Origin of the sequence: Melittangium boletus DSM 14713 (assembly GCF_002305855.1) — a bacterium.
GTDB lineage: Bacteria > Myxococcota > Myxococcia > Myxococcales > Myxococcaceae > Cystobacter > Cystobacter boletus.
On record NZ_CP022163.1, the window covers coordinates 5,495,599 to 5,515,526 of the forward strand.

Annotated in this window: 13 protein-coding genes; 6 read left to right on the plus strand and 7 right to left on the minus strand. The window is 70.6% G+C overall.

Translation table 11 applies throughout. The annotated features are described in order from the left end of the window. The first annotated feature begins 55 nt into the window (after positions 1–55). From MEBOL_RS23140 to MEBOL_RS23160, 5 genes are all read left to right on the plus strand, one after another. A complete protein-coding gene (locus tag MEBOL_RS23140) occupies positions 56–568 on the plus strand; it encodes a hypothetical protein (RefSeq protein WP_095979490.1) in 513 nt (170 codons plus the stop codon). A gap of 21 nt (positions 569–589) precedes the next feature. Further along, the gene (locus tag MEBOL_RS23145; protein ID WP_095979491.1) at positions 590–3,655 is read left to right on the plus strand and encodes an aminotransferase class I/II-fold pyridoxal phosphate-dependent enzyme; all 3,066 of its coding nucleotides are present in this window, start codon (positions 590–592) and stop codon (positions 3,653–3,655) included. 170 nt (positions 3,656–3,825) lie between these two features. Further along, positions 3,826–4,821: a methyltransferase domain-containing protein gene (locus MEBOL_RS23150; protein WP_245918759.1), complete on the plus strand. Its 996-nt coding sequence runs from the start codon at positions 3,826–3,828 to the stop codon at positions 4,819–4,821. Between the two features lie 46 nt (positions 4,822–4,867). Next, on the plus strand, positions 4,868–5,650 hold the full coding sequence (locus tag MEBOL_RS23155; protein WP_095979492.1) for a hypothetical protein: 783 nt from the start codon (positions 4,868–4,870) through the stop codon (positions 5,648–5,650). 6 nt (positions 5,651–5,656) lie between these two features. Further along, entirely contained in the window at positions 5,657–7,054 is a 1,398-nt protein-coding gene (locus MEBOL_RS23160) for a WS/DGAT/MGAT family O-acyltransferase (RefSeq protein WP_095979493.1), read from the plus strand. 6 nt (positions 7,055–7,060) lie between these two features. Here the strand turns inward: MEBOL_RS23160 and rsgA are convergent, their stop codons facing one another. The 6 genes from rsgA to MEBOL_RS23185 form a co-directional block, all read right to left on the minus strand. Continuing rightward, the gene (gene rsgA / locus MEBOL_RS23165) at positions 7,061–8,110 is read right to left on the minus strand and encodes a ribosome small subunit-dependent GTPase A (protein WP_218920810.1); all 1,050 of its coding nucleotides are present in this window, start codon (positions 8,108–8,110) and stop codon (positions 7,061–7,063) included. A gap of 34 nt (positions 8,111–8,144) precedes the next feature. Then, the gene (locus MEBOL_RS23170) at positions 8,145–9,554 is read right to left on the minus strand and encodes a sigma-54-dependent transcriptional regulator (RefSeq protein ID WP_179956285.1); all 1,410 of its coding nucleotides are present in this window, start codon (positions 9,552–9,554) and stop codon (positions 8,145–8,147) included. Positions 9,555–9,709: 155 nt separating this feature from the next. Further along, the gene (locus tag MEBOL_RS23175) at positions 9,710–10,159 is read right to left on the minus strand and encodes a hypothetical protein (protein WP_095979494.1); all 450 of its coding nucleotides are present in this window, start codon (positions 10,157–10,159) and stop codon (positions 9,710–9,712) included. A gap of 1 nt (position 10,160) precedes the next feature. Continuing rightward, entirely contained in the window at positions 10,161–11,084 is a 924-nt protein-coding gene (locus tag MEBOL_RS41340; RefSeq protein WP_157775389.1) for a hypothetical protein, read from the minus strand. Between the two features lie 101 nt (positions 11,085–11,185). After that, complete coding sequence (locus MEBOL_RS23180) at positions 11,186–12,694, minus strand: sensor histidine kinase (RefSeq protein WP_095979495.1); 1,509 nt, start codon at positions 12,692–12,694, stop codon at positions 11,186–11,188. Between the two features lie 22 nt (positions 12,695–12,716). Continuing rightward, positions 12,717–15,221 carry a GspE/PulE/PilB domain-containing protein gene (locus MEBOL_RS23185; RefSeq protein WP_095979496.1) on the minus strand — a complete coding sequence of 835 codons (2,505 nt, stop codon included), beginning with the start codon at positions 15,219–15,221 and terminating at the stop codon, positions 12,717–12,719. A gap of 193 nt (positions 15,222–15,414) precedes the next feature. On the opposite strand from MEBOL_RS23185, the gene MEBOL_RS23190 reads away from it, so the two are divergent. After that, positions 15,415–18,768 (plus strand): PAS domain S-box protein, encoded by a 3,354-nt coding sequence (locus tag MEBOL_RS23190; RefSeq protein WP_095982949.1) that lies wholly within the window; start codon positions 15,415–15,417, stop codon positions 18,766–18,768. Between the two features lie 43 nt (positions 18,769–18,811). Here MEBOL_RS23190 and MEBOL_RS43750 read toward each other — a convergent pair whose 3' ends face one another. After that, positions 18,812–19,924 (minus strand): RDD family protein, encoded by a 1,113-nt coding sequence (locus tag MEBOL_RS43750; RefSeq protein ID WP_281256583.1) that lies wholly within the window; start codon positions 19,922–19,924, stop codon positions 18,812–18,814. Positions 19,925–19,928: the final 4 nt, after the last annotated feature.

Here is a 19,928-nt window from a genome sequence, read left to right on the forward strand (position 1 = left end):
CCGTGTTCACCGCGGACGATACGTGGGAGGGTGGACGAGAAAGGATGTCGCCGCCATGCATTACAGTGCGGTGCGCATGCCCACGTTGAGCCAGTCAGAGCCGCAGCCGCCGGACCGGGCGCCCCCCGTGCGCCCAGGTCCGGGACGCATTCCTTCTCCGCCGCTGGCGACGTGCGTGGTGTGGATCTCGCTTCCCGCGCACGGGGATGAGGACAACGGCAAGGCCCTCTGCGAGCGCATCCGTCAGTTCGTGCGCGCCCACCCCACGGGCACCTTCTGCTTCATGCTGGAGGGCTCGGACATGGTGAACGCGCGCATCGGCTACGCCAACGCCTTCAAGGAGCTGGACCGGGAGCTGGGCGGCCGCATGGAGGTGGTGTGCGCCATCCCCGCGCCCATCCCCCGGATGATGGCCTATACGGTGGCGACGATGGCCCAGGCTCCCTGGACCATCTTCCGCACGCGCACGGAAGCCGACCTGCACCTGCGCATGCGTGGCTACCTCGGCGAGCAGGGAGGTCCACGAGGCGACGGGCCCCCCCATCTCTGGTTGCAAAACCGCGTCTGAGCCGCTGTCGTCCGGCCTTCCATGGCCACCTACCCCGCTTCCGCCCGGGATGCCGTCCTTCGGTTGAGTGCGCTCGCCGAGGCGCTCGCGCGTCCCGACACCCGCGCCACCGCGCTCACCGAGTTGCGCGCCCTGGCGGCGCTCGCGCGGGACAAGCCCGAGGGGGCTCCCCTGCGGCTCACCAGCGTGGTGGTGGCGGTGGGGGCCTCGCGGGCGCGGCTGGAGCTGTTGTTGCTGCCCACCATCTTCGCTCCCGAGGCCTGGGCGCATACCTTCCTGGAGGGGCTGCTCAAGGTGCCCCTGGACGAGTACGCCGGCAAGCGGCTCGTGGAGGTGGGGGCGGGCTCGGGGTGGATCTGCCTGGCGCTGGCGCGCTTCACCCGGCTGTCGCGCATCCTGGGCGTGGACCTCAATCCCCACTCGGCGCCGCTGGCGTGGTGCAACGCGTGGCTCAACGGGGACGAGGCGCTGGTGGCGCGCCTGGACTTCGGCACGAGCGATCTGCTGCGCGAGGTGCCCGCGCACGAGCGGTGGGACTTCGTGGTGGGCTGCATCCCCCAGGTGCTGCGCGGCGAGGGGCCCCCGCTGGAGGTGTCCCAGGCGGATGAACAGGCGCTGTATGACCTGTCCAACTACTGCGCCATCCAGAACGTCTACGAGGACCACTTCGGGCTGGGGCTCAACGCGCGGCTCCTGGACGAGGTCCCCGAGCGGCTGGCGCCCGAGGGGCGGCTGTTGCTCAACCTGGCGGGACGGCCCGGGCGCGCCATCATCGAGCGCATGTTCACCCGGCGGGGCTTCACCATCCAGGTGCGCGTGGCGCGGCGGGTGATGCAGGCGGCGGATACGGACATCCGTCCCCTGGTGGCGCTGGAGCACGACACGGCGTGCGAGTTCGAGTTCTTCATGGAGGCGCACAGCGCCGAGCCGCTGCGGGCCGCCACCGCGCTCGGGTGGCTCGCGGCGGGCCATCCCATCTGGCACGAGGTGGCGGTGTGGGAGGCGCGGCTCGCCCTGCCGCGCGAGACGCTCGCCTTGCGCGAGGCCCTGCGCGGCCTGGGGGTGCCCCGCTTGCAGGAGGAACTGGACCTGGGCGCCGCCTGCGCCGAGCAACTGGGCTTCGTGGCCGAGCTGGCCGGACGCCTGGCGCGCTCGCCCTTCCTTCCTTACGCGCACGAGGCCGGGGACGTGGGCCTGCGCCAGCTCGTGGTGCGCTACCTCGAGCGCTTCTTCGACTTGCGGCTCGCCGAGGAAGAGCTCTTCATCGCCCCCGAGCGCGTCCAGGCGGTGTACTCGCTCCTGCTCGCCACGTGCGACGCGGGCGATGGCGTGCTCGTGTCGCGCAACCTCCACGCCGTCTATGCGCCGGTGCTCGACAAGGCGGGCGTGCGGGTCACCGTCGCCCCCAACACGCTGGGGGAAGTCACCCGGCTCCTGGGTGCCTTCGACGTGAAGGTCCTGTTCCTGTCGGTGGAGCCCGGCGAGCGCGCCAACCTGTCGGAGCTGGGCGCGATCCTCACCGAGGCCGAGCGGCGGGGCATCCTCGTGGTGCTCGACGAGAGCGAGTCCTTCACCATCACCGCCGAGGTCGCGCCGCGCACGCTCTTCGAGTTCCTCGCCCGCGAGCCCTCGCGCACGAACCTGGTGGTGCTCTACGGCCTCATCAAGAACGCCGTCTTCCCGGACTGGGAGCTGACGTTGATGCTGCCGGTGCCGGCGACGCTCCGGGGGGACCTGGAGGTGGCCGCGGAGGTCACCTACTCGCGCATCAGCACGCTGGCGGAGTGGTTCTACGAGCGCACTTTCGAGGACCTGCTCTCCTTCCGCATCGCCTTCTCCGAGCCGCCGCCTCCGCCCGAGCGCCCCGTGCCCCGGGTGCCGCGCTCGCGGCGCATGCTCCGGCTCGCGCGGATGCCCGCCTTCGCACCCCGGGTGTTCCGCGAGGATGACCCGGAGCTCCTTCGCCTGGACTATGGCGAGAACGAGTCGCCGCTCCCCCAGCCGCTGGTGGAAGGGCTCGTGGCGGCGTGTGCCGCGCCCCGGAACTCGGGTACCCAGCACGGCCTGGACGTGGCGGTGGCCGCCTTCCTCCTGGAGACGCGGGGCGTGCGCTATGCCCCCGGGGAACTCGTGCTCGCGCCGGGGGTATGGCCGCTCGTGCATCACCTGGGGGTGGCGCTGCGCGAGCGGCTCGGGCGGGCGCCGCGCGTCTTCGTGGCCACGCCCTGCTATGGCGTGTTGCCGCCCACCTGGGAGTCCGCGGGCGCCGAGGTGGACCTGGCGCCGCTGTCCGACCTGTCCGAGCGGCGCGGGCCCCGGGCTCCGGACGTGGTGGTCATCTCCCAGCCCTCCAACCCCTCCGGGGACTACCTGTCCCACGAGGAGCTGGTGGGGCTGGCCGCCTACGTGGTGGAGCAGCGCTGTCTGCTCGTGTCGGACGAGATTTTCGGGCTGGTGAACCTGGGCAATCCCCTGGCGGAGACGGTGCACGGGCCGGTGGGGCTGGAGGCGGCGGTGCCGGGCATCGGCGCGCGCACGGTGGTGCTCGGGGGCCTGTCCAAGGAGTTCGCGGCGGGTGGCCTGCGGGTGGGGTGGATGGCGGCTCGGGACCTGGCCCTGGTGGAGGCGGTGCGCGCGAGCGGGCCGGGGCTGCTGCACCTGGCCACGGCGCGCGCCGCGTCGCGCCTCTACGCGGCCTATGCCCGGGGCCCCGACGGCAGGCTGCTCTACCCGGAGCGGCACCGCGCGCTGCGCGACTTCCTCACGCGCATGCGCCGGGACCTGGCGGAGAAGCGGGCCCTGCTCGCCGGGGTGTTGCCGCCGGATGGGCGCGCCGAGACGGGGGAGACGGGAGGCCTCTTCCTCGCGCCCCGGGTGTCGGCGTGGCTCGGGCGGGAGGTGGACGGCGTGCGGCTCACCGCGGAGAACCTGCCCGCGGTGGTGTACGCGCACACGCATGTGGTGCTCAATGGCGGAGCCTGGTGCGCGGACCCCGAGCGCGTACGCGCCGTCTTCTCCTTGCCCCGTGAAAAACTGCGCGAGGCCCGGGCCCGGCTGGAGGCCTTCGCCGCCCGGCTGCGGGACTAGGACGGGCTCGTGGGGCACCCCAGGTGTTCAGCCACCTGATATTTCGTACTCCAAATAACGAGAGTGCATTCCTGGGTACTTCCTATTTCCAAGCAATCCGGGTAGTTTTGCTTCTTCCGATCTGTGAAGATTTGGACGACCGGTGGTCACGCCGGTGGGGGGAAGATGACATGCGGATGAACCTGATGGGCTTGCGGCGGCATGCGTGGGGTGACGTGCAGGCGAGGCTGCGGCACCTGCCTCGGATGAATCCACTGCGCAACCTGATGGCGGAGGTGCCTGAACTGGCGAGCCCCGCGCCCCGTGACACTCCCGTGGTGGATGCCGCGCGGGTGGATGCGTACCGGCACGCCATCGAGCGCTATGTGGGCCCGGAGCGGACGGTGGTGGACGTGTGCACCGGCAACGGCCTGCGCGCCATCCTCGCGGCCCGTTGCAACCCGGGCAAGCTGTACGCGGTGGATGCCTCGCGCAACCTGGACACGGCGCAGTGGGTGGCGTGTCGCAACGGCTTCACGGACATCGAGTTCGTGCGCGCGGACATCTCCCGCTTCCAGCCGGCGAAGAAGGTGGATGTGCTGCTGCACGAGCAGGTGGGCGATGGCCTCTTCGACGCGGGGCTGATTCCGAAGTTGCTGGACGCACGCGACCGGCTGCTCGCGCCGGGCGGCCGCATCCTGCCCAACCGCTTCGACGTCTTCTTCGAGCCGGTGCAACTGCGCGACGAGGCGCGCGTGCCCTTCATCTGGGACCAGCGTCTGCCGAACGTGGATTTCAGCTGCCTGCAGATCCTCCGCGACACGTTGGATCCGGCGTACTTCACCCGCATCATCCGGCCCCAGGACGTGGAGCGCTCGTTGTGCGAGGCCTCGCCCGTCTTCACGCTCGACCTGGAGACGCTTCGGGCGGGCTCGTTGCCCAAGCGCCTGGAGCTGGAGCGGCCGGTGGTGCGGGGCGGCCGCATGGACGGCCTGTGCCTCTTCTACCGGGCCCACTTCGACTCCTCGCTGTCCTATGACACCTTCCCCGAGCGGCCCCGCGCGTGCGCTCCGGTGATGCTCCTGCGAACGGATGCCCGGGATTTTGCCCGGTACGAGACGATCCGCCTGGAACTGTCGTTGCCAGACCTCGCGGACGTCACCACATGGCGGTGGAACTCCCTATGAGGGTATTCCCCTGCATGTCTCGCGACTCGTCCCATTCCTGCTGGTGATGTCCACGTCCGCGGGGGCCCAGGCTCCCGCGGTGACCCAGGGGGCCGGCACGCCCCGCTCCGTGGCGGGCCGGTGCGGCTCGGCCAACTGGGTGTGCGTGGCGCAGTGCATCGATGTGTCGTGCGTGGAGCGGTGCCTGGCCCAGGGCTGCGAGCAGGCGCTGTCCACGTTGGCGCGGTGCGCCGAGACGAGTGGCTGTGGCGCGGAGGACTCCGCCTGCGTGGCCCGGGCCTGTGACACCCAGTGCGAGCGCTCCTTCGAGCCCGCGCCGCCCAGCCCCGAGAAGGAGAACCCGGACCCGTGCGAGGACGGCTCGGTGGGCTCGGGCCGGGTGCCCAAGAAGATGGTGGGCCAGTGGTCCCTGGAAGCGGCGAGCGTGCGGCCAGAGGAGAAGTCCAAGGTCGTCGCCGACGAGGACGTCAAGGACGTCAAGCCACGCGCGGACTTCGAGCGCGCGCTGGTGGTGACGCCCAAGGGCTGCTTCCTGTTGCGCACCCGGCTGGAGAGCGCCACGCTGGGCAAGGGCAATGCCCTGGAGGTCCGCTCCTGGGGTTCGCTCGTGGTGGACGAGAAGAAGGACACGGTGGAGTTGCGCACGACGTCCGGACAAGCGGTGGGCACCGTCTGCGGCAAGCCGCGGGTCATCGGTCTGTCCAAGGGCAGGTTCCAGCGTCCCCTCTATCAATACGAGCTGGAAGGAGACACGCTCGGGCTGACCGCGCGGACGAAGTCCAAGCAGACCTTCCAGTTCCGCCGCCAGCCGCTCGAGAAAGCCGAGTAGCCCCGTATGCCCGAGCGGATGAGTCCCGTGGACGCGGCGTGGCTCCAGATGGAGGAGCCCACGAGTCTCATGGTCATCACCGCGGTGCTCTGGTTCGACGAGCCCGTGGATTGGGCTCGGCTGACGGAACTGGTCCACGAACGGCTCGTGGTGCCCTATCCCCGCTTCCGCCAGCGCGCGGTGCCGGGGGGATTGCTGAGCGCGCCCTCCTGGGAGGACATGCCGGGCTTCTCCGTGGAGGCGCACCTGCGGCGCACGCGCTTGCCGCCTCCCGGTGGCCCGGACGCGCTGGCGCCGCTGGTGGGCGAGTCCATGAGTACGCCCCTGGATTCCTCGCGGCCCCTGTGGGAGCTGCACCTGTTCGACGGGTACGAGTCGGGCAGCGCGTTGCTCGTGCGCGTGCACCACGCCATCGCGGATGGCATCGCGCTCGGGCGGGTGCTGATGTCCTTGACGGACGCGAGCGCGGAAGGACGCCGGGAGGACCAGGGCTTCCGGGAGCCCGAGCCCGTGCCGGGCGCCTGGAGCCGGCTGCTGGGCGGCGCTCGGAAGGTGGCGGACTCCGCCCAGGCGGCCTGGAAGCGGGGGGGCGAGTTGTGGGCCGAGCCCATCCAACTCATGGACCTGGCGGTGGAGGGCGCGCGAGGGGCCTCGGCGATCAGCCGGTTGCTGACCCTGACGCAGGATCCTCCCTCGCCGTTCACGGGGCAGCTCGGTCGGCTCAAGCGCGTGGCCTGGTCTCGGCCCGTGCCCCTGGAGCAGGTGCGCGAGATTGGCCATGGCACTGGCAGCACGGCCAATGACGTGCTGATGGCGGTGGTGGCCGGCACCCTGCGCCGCTACGTGTGCGCGCGCGACGCCTCCGCCGAGGACTTGAGGGCCGTGGTGCCGGTGAACCTGCGCCCGCTGCATGAGCCCCTGCCGCGCACCCTGGGCAACCGCTTCGGCATGGTGTTCCTGCCCCTGCCCGTCGGCGTGGAAGAGCCCGTGGCGCGGTTGTGGGAGCTCAAGCGGCGCATGGATGCCCTCAAGCGCTCGCCCGAGGCGGCCCTGGTGTTCGGCTTGCTGACGGCGGCGGGCTTCGTTCCCGCACCGGTGGAGCGGGTGGCGGTGGAGGTGATGCGGCGCAAGTCCTCGCTCGTGCTCACCAACGTGCCGGGGCCCAGGCGTCCCGTGTACCTGGCGGGCGCGCGGTTGTCGGGCATGGCCTTCTGGGTGCCCATGGCGGGGCGTCTGGGCCTGGGCTTGAGCCTCTTCAGCTACGCGGGCCATATGACGCTGGGCGTGGCGGCGGACGCGGGACTCGTGCCCGATCCGCGCGAGCTCATCGAGGACTTCGAGGCGGAGCTCACCTCGCTCGCCCAGGCGGTGCGGGACGCCGGGCGCGCCCCCGAAGCCCCCTGAGCGCTCCTACCGGCCGCGCTTCCTCGGCGTCTTGAGCTCCTGCCGTCCGCGGGTCTGCAACGGCACGTCGTACTCGGGGCGGGCCACTTCCTGGAACAGCTTGTGGAAGGCGTCCAGCCGCTCCGGAGAGAGCGTCCCCGCGCGCACGGCCTCGCGCACGGCGCAGCCCGGCTCCCGCTCGTGCCGGCAGTCGCTGAAGCGGCAGTTGGCCGCCAACGCCTCGATGTCCACGAACGCCGTGCGCAGACCCTCCTCGCTCTCCATCACCCCCAGCTCGCGCATGCCCGGGGTGTCGATGACGAGGCCTCCCCCGGGCAGGATGAACAGCTCGCGGTGGGTGGTGGTGTGGCGGCCCTTGTCGTCCTCGCTCACCTCGCGCACTTCCTGGCGCGCGCTGCCCAGCAGGCGGTTGATGAGCGTGGACTTGCCCACGCCGGACGAGCCGATGAGCGCCACCGTCTGGCCCCGGCCCAGGTAGGGCGCGAGCGCGTCCAGTCCCTCGCCGGTGACGGCGCTGACGGTGTGCACGGGCACGTCCCCGGCGAGCGCGGCGATGCGTTCGCGCTCCCGGGAGGCATCCTCGCTCAGGTCCGACTTGGTGAGGAGGACCACGGGCTGGGCGCCGCTGTCCCATGCCACCGTGAGGTAGCGCTCGAGCCGCCTCGGGTTGAGCTCCTTGGTGAGCGCGGAGACGAGGAAGACGCCATCCAGGTTGGCGGCCACCACCTGCTCCTCGGTGGTGCGGCCCGCGGCCTTGCGCGTGAGCTGGGTGCGGCGCGGGAGCACCGCTTGGATGACGGTGGTGCCCTCCTGGGAGCGAGGCTCGAAGGACACCCAATCCCCCACGACGGGGCGGGCCGAGTCGCCCTTGCGGATGGCCATGCGCAGCTTGCCGGGAATGGTGGCCCGTAGCTCTCCGCTCGCGGTGCCGAGCAGGTACTCGACGCCATAGTCGGCGGTGATTCGCGCGGGCTGCTCTTCCGTGCCCGCTCGCGCGCGCCAGGCCTCGCGAAACGGCGCTCCCCAGCCCCACTTCTCCAGCACCTGCTCATCCATGCCAATGGCTCATTCGATCTCCAGACGACGGGGGCTACACGAGCCCGTATTCCTCGAGCTTGTTGTACAGCGTGCGGCGGCTGATGCCGAGCAGCCGCGCGGCGAGGGTGCGGTTGTCCCCCGCGCTCTTGAGCGCGCCCATCAGGGCCTGCCGCTCCGTCTCCTTGCGCTGCGACTCCAGGGTGCGTCCTTCCGCGCCGGGGCTCGCCACTGGGAGGCTTCCCGGCACGGGCGTTGGACTGGCCGGGGCCGGGAGCGATGCGGGGACGATGCCCGGCTGCCGCTCGATCTCCCGCCGCACCTCGTCCCCGGTGAGCAGGGGCCCGTCGGAGAGCACCACCAGGCGCTCGATGAAGTTCTGCAACTGGCGCACGTTGCCGGGCCAGGGCTGGGCACACAGGGCGGCCAGCCCGTCCGGCGTCAGGGTGAAGGGCGGCCGGCCATTGGCGCGCGCGTGCACCTCGAGGAAATGCCGCGCGAGCGGTTCGATGTCCTCGGGACGGACGCGCAGGGGGGGCAGCCACACCGGCACCACGTTGAGCCGGTAGAAGAGGTCCTCCCGGAAGCCGCCCTCGCGCACCAGCGTCTCCAGGTCCCGGTGCGTGGCCGCCACGAAGCGCACGTCCACCTTGAGCGTCTGGGTGCCGCCGAGCCGTTCGAACTCCCGCTCCTGCAAGAGGCGCAGGAGCTTCACCTGCACCTGGGGGGTGATGTCGCCGATTTCGTCGAGGAAGAGCGTGCCGCCGTGGGCCAGCTCCACGCGACCGGGCTTGCGGGTGGCCGCGCCGGTGAAGGCGCCCTTCTCGTAGCCGAACAGCTCGCTCTCCAGGAGCGTGTCCGGCAGCGCCGCGCAGTGCAGCTTCACGAAGGGGCCCGCGTGCCGGGGGCTCGCGTCGTGCACGGCCTTGGCGGCGAGCTCCTTGCCCGTGCCGGACTCACCGCGCAGCAGCACCGTGGCCGTGCCCGCGGCCGCGCGAGAGAGCAGCGCCTGGACACTGGCCATGGCGGAGCTCTGGCCCACGAAGCCGCCCGCCTCCCGGGGCACGGGCCGCGACACCTCCGGCTGCTGAGCGCGCAAGAGGGCCTTGCGGATGCTGAAGAGGATTTCCTCCCGGTCGAAGGGCTTGAGGGCGAAATCGGCCGCGCCCGCCTTCATGGCCTCCACGGCGAGGGGCACGGTGCCATGGGCGGTGAGGAGGATGACGGGCATGTCCGGCCACGAGCGCCCCACTTCGGCGAGCAACTCCATGCCACCCATTCCGGGCATGCGCACATCGCTCACCACCACGTCGATGGGCTTGCGGCTCAGCAGGGCGAGGGCTTCTTCCCCTCGCGTGGCCGTGTGCACCGAGAGCCCCGCCTGTCCCAGCAGCGCGCCGAGCACCTTGGCCACGGCGGGGTCGTCATCCACCAGCAACACGTTTCCCTTGAGCGACTCAGCCACGGTGCTTCATCTCCTGGTACGGGGATGGGGGCGGCCAGGGGCCCGCGCTCGCATCCGCCGCCGAGCCTACCTCGCCCGGGCTTGTCCTGTCAGGGCTCCCCAGGTTTCACTCGCGCTTGAAGTGTGGGGGGGCTCTACCTCGAGTCGAACCTGGCTCAACTCCCATGCGGTTGACGGGCCAGGACTCGCCCTTCTGGAGACACCGCGAAGGACTCCCACCAGTCGAGCATTCGAAACCGCTTGCTCCCGCATCGATCGAACCGTTGCGTGACGTTGACGTAGTAGTAGTCCTTCCACTGATAGACCACGGCTCCCAGTCCCAAGGCTGGAGTCGAGCATCCCTCGAAGAGGCTCTGGTCGGACCAGAGCCGGATCGTCTCTTGGAGTGCTCCCGCCGCGGCCAGCGCGGCTTGCCCATTGAGCTCTTTGTCGACGTCGTTCGAGACAGGTTGAATCGCCGCCAGTTCTTCTTGCGACGGCCATTCCACTGGGGGCTCCTTGATGCCCAGCAACGGCGCGATCACCGCGCATCCCGTGGAGTTCATCGCTACCACGAGCATCAAGCATGTGAGGCGCATGTCCTTCTCTTTGTCCCCGAGACGCATGCTAGTTCCTTCCTGGATTGAAGAGAGGCGCGCATCTCGCGGGTCCGCTCCCGAGCGGTTCGGGCTCACATCGGGTTCGCCATTCCCATGCATTTCCACTCCACTCGTGGACATCTCCAGTGGAGCGCAGGAGCAGGTAGATTGGGTGCTGCTCTTTCCGCGCGAAGATGAAGCTTTGCGCGACGATGGGCGAACCGCCGATGATGGGAGGCTCACCTGTCACGGAGTTTCCTGGATATAGATCCAGACGGGCCATGCCTTGTGTCGCGTCGAAGTCCATCGGCCAGATTGCCATGTCTGGTGTCGAGGGGCCGCGCCAGCATGGATGATTGTGAAGCAACCCAATGAGTGTGATCCGGTTCACTGGGTAATCCGCGTCCTTGACTGACTGGGGTGGAAAACAGCCCCTCTCTGGATTGACCAGGTTCCGACGAGGTGTTGTCAGGCGTAGCTCATAGGTGGGAGGCTGCCCATCCTCCGAGATATTGACTACATAGAGAGCACTGCAATATTCGGCGGTAAGGTTGCGGACGGGCTTGCGGTTCAATGGATCGGTGGTATCGCAGCTCGTGGCGCCCTCAAGGCGTAGGAATTGGTCCGAGATGGCTTTCATTATCTCGAAGCGCAAGAGACCCGCGGGCGCTTGTTGGGTGATATTCTCTTGGGACAACACGATGCCAGGGATTCGACTCCAGGGGCCCGATGCCTCGTCTCCACCCGCTCCAGTGTAGATGATGTAATCATTGGGTGATGTGCAGGCGGGGGAGATGAGCAAGATCATCATCAACCCGATGCGGCGCAGGCTGGTAGATAGTAGGCCAGCCCTGGCCGTGCAGGGAACAGCACCGGAGGCGAGTTCACCCGCGATCATTCGCAAGCCGCTCATGCCTGACTGAAGTGATAGGTGGTTCAGCGTGGGCTGCATGTCATGATTGTAGCGTCAGCAAGATTTGACGTGCAAACCGTGATGATTGTGACCCCTATTTCATAGAGGTGTTGATTCATTCCCCTTGGATTTTTACTCCTTCACCGCTCCAGGCCGGGCCCGGAGATGGGCAGGAGCAGTGTCACCGTGGTGCCTCGTCCCTCGTGGCTCGTGAGCGTCACCTGGCCGCCGTGGGCCTCCACCACCCGTTTGACGAAAGCCAATCCCAAACCACTGCCCGTGGCCTTGGTGGTGTAGAAGTCGTCGAAGGCCCGCTCGCGGGTGCGCGCGTTCATTCCCTCTCCTGAGTCCTCCACCGCGAGCACCACGCTGCGTTTGTCCCTCTTCGTGCGCAGGATGAGCGTGCCCCCGTCCGGCATGGCCTCAAGCGCGTTGCGCACCAGGTTCTCCACGGCGTTGGCCAGCAAATCCCAGTCTCCCGGGCAGCGGAGCTCTCCCGGTGCCAGCTCCCGGCGCAACTCCACCCCGGGGCGTCCGGTGAAACCCTGGAGCGACAGCACGCTCGTGGCGAGCTGATTCATATCCACCGGCTGCAACAGCGGCTCCACCCGTCCCAGGCGCTGGTAGGTGCTCACCACCCGGTCCAATCGCTCCACCTGTTCCAGGAGCAGGTCCAGGAACTCGCCCTTGTCGTCCCAGGGCTGGCCCCGGGCGTGTTCCTCCTGGAGGTATTGCGCGGCGCCCTTGAGCGCGGCGATGGGGTTCTTCAGGTCGTGCGCCATCTGCGCGGAGAAGCGGCCCAGGGTGGCCATCCGCGTGAGCTGTTCGCGCTGGGCCACGACGGCCGACACGCCTCGCCGGGTAATGGCCAGCAGCGCGAGCGTGATGGCGACCGTGCCCACGACCAGCGCGCCGTGGCGCTCGGCGAAGGCCCGGAACACGGCCAGGTAGGCCAGCACGCCGATGATGGATAAGAGGAGCGCGAACCCGGCGTGGATGTTGTTCAGCTCCCGGCCGAAGAGGCGCAGGCGCAGGGCCACCACGGCGATGGCGGGCAGCCCCAGGATCGTGCCCAGGTTGCCCAGGCGTGGCACGTCCCGGCCCAGCTCCGCCGCCAGGTCCGTGCCCAGCAGTGTCACCAGCAGCGCCAGTCCCGTGAGCAGCAATCCCGCCCGGGTGCGCTCGATGGCGCGGGGCTCGCGGCGCAGGTGCCGCAGCAGCAGCCAGAAGCCCCCGAGCAGCAGGGGCACGCTCAACCCCACCAGCACCCAGGTGAAGCCCCGCGAGGTCACCGTCGCCGCTACCCGCGCCGAGCCCAGCCCCGCGAGCGACACGGCCGTCAGCCCTCCGAAGATGGCGTAGGCCGCGTACATCACCCCCGAGAGCCGGCGCCGCTCGCCCACGAAGGAGAGGATGAAGTGCAGGGCGGAGGGGGCGCTCATCATCGTCGCGGCCGTGGCGATGAGCCGCCAGCCGGCCCCTCCGGAATTCGCCAGGGCGAAGTCGGCGAAGTTCCAGGTGGACAGGGTGATGCTGATGACCGCCAGGGGCAACGCCAGCGGGCTCTTGCCCACGCGCACCAGGGCCAGGATGGTCAGCGCGAGCAGTCCCGCGCAGGCCCCAAGGCTCATCCACGCCTGGGTCGTCATGGGCTCCTCTTGCCTCCGGGCCCTACAGCAGGGCCAGCCGGCGGGAGCGCACGGGATCCGCGGCCACGGCTTCCCAGCGGCGCACGGCGGCCTCGCGCTCGGGCTCGGGGGCGTCGGCGTAATAGCCGAGCGTGTCGTTGAGGCCCCGGCTGAGCTCCTCGATGGAGGACAGGCGGACCTCCAGCTCCGGGTGGCGCAGCGCGGCCACGAGCCAGTCGGCGCGGCGGCGCGTGCGGTTGTCCGCCCACCACGCCATCCACGCGCGCGTGTCCAGGCCATGCGACACGCGCGTCACTTCGCGCAGCGCGTCGGCGGCGGCCTGGGCGCACAGCGGATCGCTCCCGCCCGTGAGGGGGATGAGGCTCTCGATGGCCTCGCGATCATGCAACGTGCCCAGGGCGCGCGCGGCGAGCGAGCGGCGCAGGGGGTCTCGATGGCCGAGTTCCTGGCGCAGCTCCCGGCGCGCGGCGTCCATGCGAGGCAGGTGCTTGAGGGCGGCGGCGGCCACGCGCGCGGCGCTGGACAGGTCCGGCTCGGGATCGAAGAGACCGCGCAGGATGCCATCCACCAGCTCCACGTAGGGCAGGCCACCGGCGGTGAGCAGGGCGAAATAGCGGGTGTCCGCGTCGGGCGAGTCCAGGAGCGGAGCCAGGGCCTGGGCCGCGGGCCGGCCGAGCCGCGAGAGCGCTCCGGCGATGGGGCCCAGCTCGTCCGCCTCGGGCAGCTCCACCACGGGCAGCCGGCTCCAGGCGGAGGGGCCGGGAAAGTGCGTGGCGAGCACCCGGGCGCTGGCCTCGGGCGAGCGCGCCAGCTCCGCCATGGCGCTCGCGCGCTGATTGGCGTCCGGGCCCGTGAGCCGCTTGATGAGGGGGCCGAAATCCGGAGGCGGGCGCTCCTCCTGGGACATCACCAGCGGGGCGAGTGAAGCGGCGCGGCCCAGGGCACCGGCGGAGCGGGTGGCGAAGGGGCTCCAGCCCAGGCCCGCGGCGAGCGAGGGGGCCGGGGCGCTCGGAGCCGGGGCGGCGGGCTCGTCGAACTCCACGTCGATGTCCACGTCGAAGTTCATTCCGCCGCGCTGGGGGCCCTGGCGCTGCTTGCGGAAGAGCAGCAGCTCCTGGAAGGCGGCGGGCAGGTCCTGGCAGAAGAGGATGTAGTCGGACAGGCGCCGCTGGCTGATGGGCTTCTGGCCGCAGTCGCCGTAGAGCACCGCCACGAGCCGGCCACGCACTTCCACGGGGTAGAGGAAGAGGGTGCGAGGCGGCTGGCGGCCGAACAGCTCCAGGTAGTGCCGGGTGAGGCTGTCGGGCGGCATGGGCCCCGCGTAGCTGCCCCGGGTGACGGCCACGGTGCGGAAGACGCTGGAGGCATCGAGCGGAATGGACACCTGGGTGAGTGCGTCGCCCCGGAGTCCGTCTCCCCGCGAGTCCCAGCCCACGGCCGCGCCGCGCATCACCGCGAAGGCGGCCACATAGTCGAATGAACGACGGCCAAAGCGCAGGGCGGTGTCGATGAGCCGATCGCGGTCACGCGTGGCTTCCTTGAGGGCGGCGCGCGCCTGCGCGAGCGTCCACTCGGGCACCTCATCGCCCGGGGCCCGCGCCGATTCGTTCTCCGCGGGCCGGGATTCGGGCGGAGGCGGCGGACGCACGGGCGCGGCGGCCACGGGGGCCGGGGGCGCGGCCCGGGGCGGAGCGGCCTGGGGCGCGGGTCTCGGAGGCGCGGCCTGGGGCGGAGGGCGCGCCTGGGGCTGGGCCTGGGGCCGCGCGGGCTCGGCCATGTTCAGTCGCAGGGGCTCCCGGGCGGGCGCGGACGCGGGAGCGGGGGACGGCGGCGCCGGGCGCGCGGGAGGCGCCTGGACCCGCTGCGGAGGGGGAGCCACCGGGGCGGGAGGCTCCGCTGTCCTCTCGATGGGGACGGGCTCGGCGGCCACGTCGCGCGCGAGCCGTTCCACCATCTCCAGGGTGAGGGTGGACTCCTCGGCGTCCGGTGCCGGAGGCGGGGGCGGCTGGACCGCGGGCGGCGGCGCCGGTGGGGGAATCGCGGCGGCGCCCATCCGCTCCGGGTCGAGCATGGCGAGGACGGTGCCGTAGCGCGGCGTCAGCGGCAGGCGGTAGATGACGGAGATCCACTCGCGCACCCGCACCTCGGTGGCCACCCACAACTCCAGGGGCTTGCCGAGGAGGAATCCCACCTCCTCCAACTCCTTGCGGGGCACCGGGTAGCCACAGGCCACGTGCAGGGTGGTGCCATCCAGCGACAGGGGGACCACGCACAGCCGGTCGGCGATCTTCGGGGGGATGAAGGAGGCGACATCCGCGTTGGGCTCGAAGTCGGCGAGGTTCACCGGCCTCAGTCCCGACGCCTCTCCGAGCGCGTGCAGCACCTGGGGTTCGGCGAGCATCCGCCGCTCGAGCAGGGCGGTGTCGAGGGCACCCCCTTGGGCCGCCTGATGGCGCAAGGCTTCCTCGGCCTTGTCCTGGGGGAGGAGGCCCTGCGCGATCAGGGTCTGGGCGAGAAGGGAAGGCATGGGGGCGGGGCATCTTAAGGCCATGGCAGGCCGGCACAACGAATCCTTTGCCCGATGTCCGCTCGCCCTCTCTCCGGGCGTTTCCGACCGCGTTCCGACACTCCAGGTCCAGGGTTCCCTTTCCCCATTGCTCCGGGAGGCGGGACGCGGCGACAGTCGTGTCACGCGCCCGGCCGCGCGGATGCCCTCCTCGATGACTGCCCTGTCCGACACGCAAAAGTTCCTGGAGGCCGAAATCTCCCGGTTGAGGGGCCTGCTCCAACGGGCCGGACTCGATGCCGATGGCGAGCCCTTCCCGAGGGATCATGAGCCCCAGGCCGTCCTCGATGACCAGGAGCGATTGTCGCGCCTGGCCCAGGGCGCGGGTGGCATCGGGGTGTTCTCGTTGGATCTGACGACCCGGCTGATGGCCGTCACCCCGGCGTACTGCCGCCTGTTCGGGCTCGCGCCGGTGGCGGTGCTGCCCGCGGAGCTGATCGACACGCTCGTCGTTCCCGAGGCGCCGTCCATGCCCTCCTCCCTGGAGCGGCGTGCGGGGTCGCGTGGGGGGCTTGTCGCCGAGTTCCAGATCCGCCAGCCGCGCACGGGAGCCCTGCGCTGGATTGCCCGCCGAGCCGAATACGTGCGCGACGCCGAGGGACGGCCCGTGCGCCTCGTTGGCATCGCCGAGGACATCACCGAGCGCAGGCGCATCGAGGACGCGCTGCGCGATGCCAATGAGCGCATGCAGCTCGCGCTCAACTCGGACGTGGTGATTGGCACCTGGGTGTGGGACATCCCGAACGATCGGCTCATCGCCGACGCGCGCTTCGCCCGCTTCCTGGGGCTCGATGTGGAGGAGGCGGCCCGGGGTCTGCCGCTCGAGGTGGTCGTGAGGGCCATCCATCCGGAGGACCGCGCCCGTGTCGAGGCGATGATCGCCAAGACGGTGCGGCTTGGCAGCCCCTACCGGGCCGAGTACCGCCTCCGGCACGCCGATGGCGGCTACCGCTGGCTCGAGGCCAGTGGCCACTGCGAGCTGTCCAGCGAGGGTCGGCCGCGGCGCTTTCCCGGAGTGATGATCGACATCCATGAGCGCAAGGGCGGCGAGCTGCGCCTGGCGGCGCTCGTGGAGGTGGGAGACCGGCTGCGCGATCTGGAGACGACGTTCGACATCGCCAGCACCGCCATGGATGTGGTGGGGCCGTTGATGGGCTGCGTCCGGGCGGCCTATGGGACGATCGACGCGTCCCGCCGGGTCATCGAGGTCCAGCGGGATTGGGTCGCGCGTCCCGACGTGGTCAGCATGGCGGGCCGGCACTCGTTCGATGACCACGGCGTGCACCTGGAGCATCTCCAGCGCGGGGAAACGGTGGTCATCCCCGACGTGGAGAAGGATCCGCGGACCGCGCGCCTCGCGGCCAACTTCCTGGCGCTCGAGGTGCGCTCCCTGATCAACGTGCCGTTGATGGAGCACGGGCGGCTTGTCGCCGTGCTGTTGCTGCACGATCCGCGCGTGCGCGACTGGTCCGAGGACGAGATCGACTTCCTGCGCAACATCGCCGACCGGATCTGGGCGACGAGCGAGCGCTTCCGGGTGTTGGCGGAGCTGCGCGAGGCCAACGAGGAACTCGAGCGGCGAGTCGCGCAGCGCACCCGTGAGCGCGACCGCGTCTGGAAGATCTCCCAGGAGTTGTTGGGGGTGATGGACGCCCGGGCCCGGCTGCTCAGCGTGAATCCGGCCTGGAGCGCGGTGCTCGGCTGGCGTGAGGACGAGTTGGTGGGCGCGACCCCGGCCTTGTTGGAGGCCGAGGGCGGCCCGAGCATGCGGGCGGAGCTGGAGCAACTGACCGCGAGTGATTCGACCCGGCGGTTCGAGACATCCCTGCGGCACAAGAACGGCTCCGTGCGGCACCTGTCCTGGACGGTGGTGCTCGTCGCCGAGGAAGGGCTCGTCTACGGCGTGGGCCGGGACATCACGGAGCAGCGTCTGATCGAGGAGGAACTGCGCCAGTCCCAGAAGATGGAGGCGGTGGGCAAGCTCACGGGCGGCGTGGCGCACGACTTCAACAACCTGCTGCAGGTCATCTCCGGCAACCTCCAACTCCTGCAGCGCGACGTGACGGACAACGAGCGAGCCCTGCGCCGCGTGCGCAACGCCATCGGCTCGGTGAACCGGGGCGCCAAGCTCGCCTCCCAGTTGCTCGCCTTCGCCCGGCGCCAGCCGCTGCAACCCCTGGTGCTCGACCTGGGGCGCCTGGTGCGGGGCATGGATGATCTGCTGCGCCGCTCGCTCGGGGATGACGTGCAGGTGGAGGCCATCATCGCCGGAGGCCTGTGGAACACGTTCGCGGACCCCAACCAGTTGGAGAACGTCATCCTCAACCTGGCCATCAACGCCCGCGATGCCATGGGGGGCAGTGGCACGCTCACGCTGGAGGTGGACAACGCGCTCCTCGATGACGACTACGCCCGGCTGCATCCCGAGGTGGCGCCCGGCGCGTACGTGATGCTGGCCGTGTCGGACACGGGCAGTGGCATGTCACCGGAGGTGATGGAGCGCGCCTTCGAGCCGTTCTTCACCACCAAGCCCGAGGGCCGTGGGACGGGCCTGGGGCTGAGCATGGTGTATGGCTTCGTCAAGCAGAGCGGTGGCCACGTCGAATTGCGGAGCGAGCTGGGACGCGGCACGACCTTCAAGCTGTACCTGCCACGCACCCACCAGGCGGAGACGCAGCTGCCCGAGGTGCTGTCGGGCCCGGTGGAGGGCGGTACCGAGACCATCCTGGTGGTGGAGGATGACGTGGAGGTGCGCGCCACGGCGGTGGACATCCTGACGGAGCTTGGCTACCGGGTGCTCAAGGCGGTGGACGGCCAGAGCGCGCTGTCGCTCTTGAGGCGCGGCGCGGCGGTGGACCTGCTGTTCACCGACGTGGTGATGCCCGGCCCGGTGCGCAGTCCCGAGCTGGCGCGTCAGGCCCAGGCCCTCCTGCCGGACCTGGAGGTGCTCTTCACGTCCGGCTATACCGAGAACGCCATCGTGCATGGCGGCCGGTTGGATCCGGGTGTGCACTTGTTGGGCAAGCCCTACCGGAGCGAGGAGCTGGCGCGCAAGGTGAGGCAGTTGCTCGACCAGCGCGCGCAGCGGAGGATGGCCCAGACGCCGCCCACGCCCGAGCCCGCGCGCGAGCCGGACGCGAAGCGGCGGTTGCGCGTGCTGCTCGTGGAGGACGACGAGGACATCCGCGCCTCGGCCTACGAGCTGCTGGGCATGCTCGGGCACGACGTGGTGGCGGTGTCGAGCGCGGAGGAGGCCAGTGAGGTGCTGACGGTGGACTCCTTCGAATTGCTCTTCACGGATGTGACCCTGCCGGGCAGGTCCGGCGTGGAGTTCGCGCGCGAGGCGGTGCGGCTCAAACCAGGGCTGCGGGTCCTCATCGCCTCGGGGCATGGAAGCGCGGCGCTCTCCGCCGAGGACACGCTCCGCCTGGGCGCGGTGGTCCTGCCCAAGCCCTATGCGCTGTTCCAACTCCAGAAGGCCCTGGAGCAGGTGTCGGCGTCGCTCTGAGTCATTCGCGGGGGGCTTCACCCACCGCTGGCCTTGAATCGACTCAGCTGGGCTGGACGACGTAGGTGGACGTCAGCTTGTCGTGGAGCGTCTGTCCGCGCCGGTCGAAGAGGGCCATCCAGAATCCGGCGAGGAAGAACCCGAAGGACACACTGGCGAGCAGGGCGCGCACGACGGCGCGGCCCGGGGCGGGGGCCATGCCTCGCGTGTCCACGAGCCTCAAGCCGAGCAGCCGACGGCCCAGGGTCCGGCCATTCCAGAGGAAGGCGGACACGGCGCAGTACACGAGCGACAGCACGAGCAGGAGCACGATGCCGGGGATGAGCACGGACTGGAGCGCGCGGACTTGAAGGAGGAACGCGTCGAGTCCGGTGAGGGTCGTCTGGGACTTGTGCACGCCAGCCACCGACGAGGCGAGCAGGAGGTAGAGCGCGACGATGCCCGCGATGGCGCCGGTGTCGATGCTGAAGGCCAGCAACCGGCGCCAGAGCGAGGCCGGACGTGCGTGGACCTCACCGCTCGCCGCCTCCGGGGCCGGAGCGGGCTTCGCCTTGGCGGGGGCCGGAGCGGCCTGCCTGGCGGTGGGCGTAGGAGCCGGAGTGGGCACGGGGCTCACGGGCGCGGCGGTATGGAGCGGCAGGGTATCGGGAGCGTCCTCGTCGACGTCGACGGAGAAGGATGCCTCTTCCTCGGGGGCCTCGGGAGCGAACACGGGAAGGCCCGGCGCGGGTGCGGCTCGCGGCGGCATGACGGGCAGTCCCGGAGCTCCGGGCTGACGCATGACCGCGGGACTGGCCTGCGGAGCGGTGGACGGAGCCGCGACGCCGGGACGCGCGACCGCGGCGGGCGGCGGCCTGGGCGCGGGGACCATCGGCGCGACGTTGCGCACGGTCGGCGGCGCTGGCGTCTGGGGCCGCGGCGCGGGAAGCATGCCGGGCGGCGTGGCGGGACGCGCGATCATCCCGGGCGGCAGGGCCTGTTCTCCCGGTAGCGTGGGCACCTCCGACGCATCCCGCTCCGAGCGGCGACGGTCGATGTGGATTTCCCTATCCAACATGGCGGGCACGGCCCGGCTGGCGGGCTGGGACGCGGCGGCGCAGGCGGGGCACTCCCCCACGGGCGGCAGCGCGGCTCCGCACTTCAGGCACTTGGACAACGGT

Bases quoted from the DNA above. Each gene is read 5' to 3' on its own strand.
- MEBOL_RS23160 (WP_095979493.1), top strand. From the start codon at position 5,657: ATGCCCGAGCGGATGAGTCCCGTGGACGCGGCGTGGCTCCAGATGGAG.
- MEBOL_RS23180 (WP_095979495.1), bottom strand. From the start codon at position 12,694: ATGACGACCCAGGCGTGGATGAGCCTTGGGGCCTGCGCGGGACTGCTC.
- MEBOL_RS23185 (WP_095979496.1), bottom strand. From the start codon at position 15,221: ATGCCTTCCCTTCTCGCCCAGACCCTGATCGCGCAGGGCCTCCTCCCC.
- MEBOL_RS23190 (WP_095982949.1), top strand. From the start codon at position 15,415: ATGACTGCCCTGTCCGACACGCAAAAGTTCCTGGAGGCCGAAATCTCC.
- MEBOL_RS23145 (WP_095979491.1), top strand. From the start codon at position 590: ATGGCCACCTACCCCGCTTCCGCCCGGGATGCCGTCCTTCGGTTGAGT.
- MEBOL_RS41340 (WP_157775389.1), bottom strand. From the start codon at position 11,084: ATGCAGCCCACGCTGAACCACCTATCACTTCAGTCAGGCATGAGCGGC.
- MEBOL_RS23150 (WP_245918759.1), top strand. From the start codon at position 3,826: ATGCGGATGAACCTGATGGGCTTGCGGCGGCATGCGTGGGGTGACGTG.
- MEBOL_RS23175 (WP_095979494.1), bottom strand. From the start codon at position 10,159: ATGCGTCTCGGGGACAAAGAGAAGGACATGCGCCTCACATGCTTGATG.
- MEBOL_RS23155 (WP_095979492.1), top strand. From the start codon at position 4,868: ATGTCCACGTCCGCGGGGGCCCAGGCTCCCGCGGTGACCCAGGGGGCC.
- rsgA (WP_218920810.1), bottom strand. From the start codon at position 8,110: ATGGATGAGCAGGTGCTGGAGAAGTGGGGCTGGGGAGCGCCGTTTCGC.
- MEBOL_RS23140 (WP_095979490.1), top strand. From the start codon at position 56: ATGCATTACAGTGCGGTGCGCATGCCCACGTTGAGCCAGTCAGAGCCG.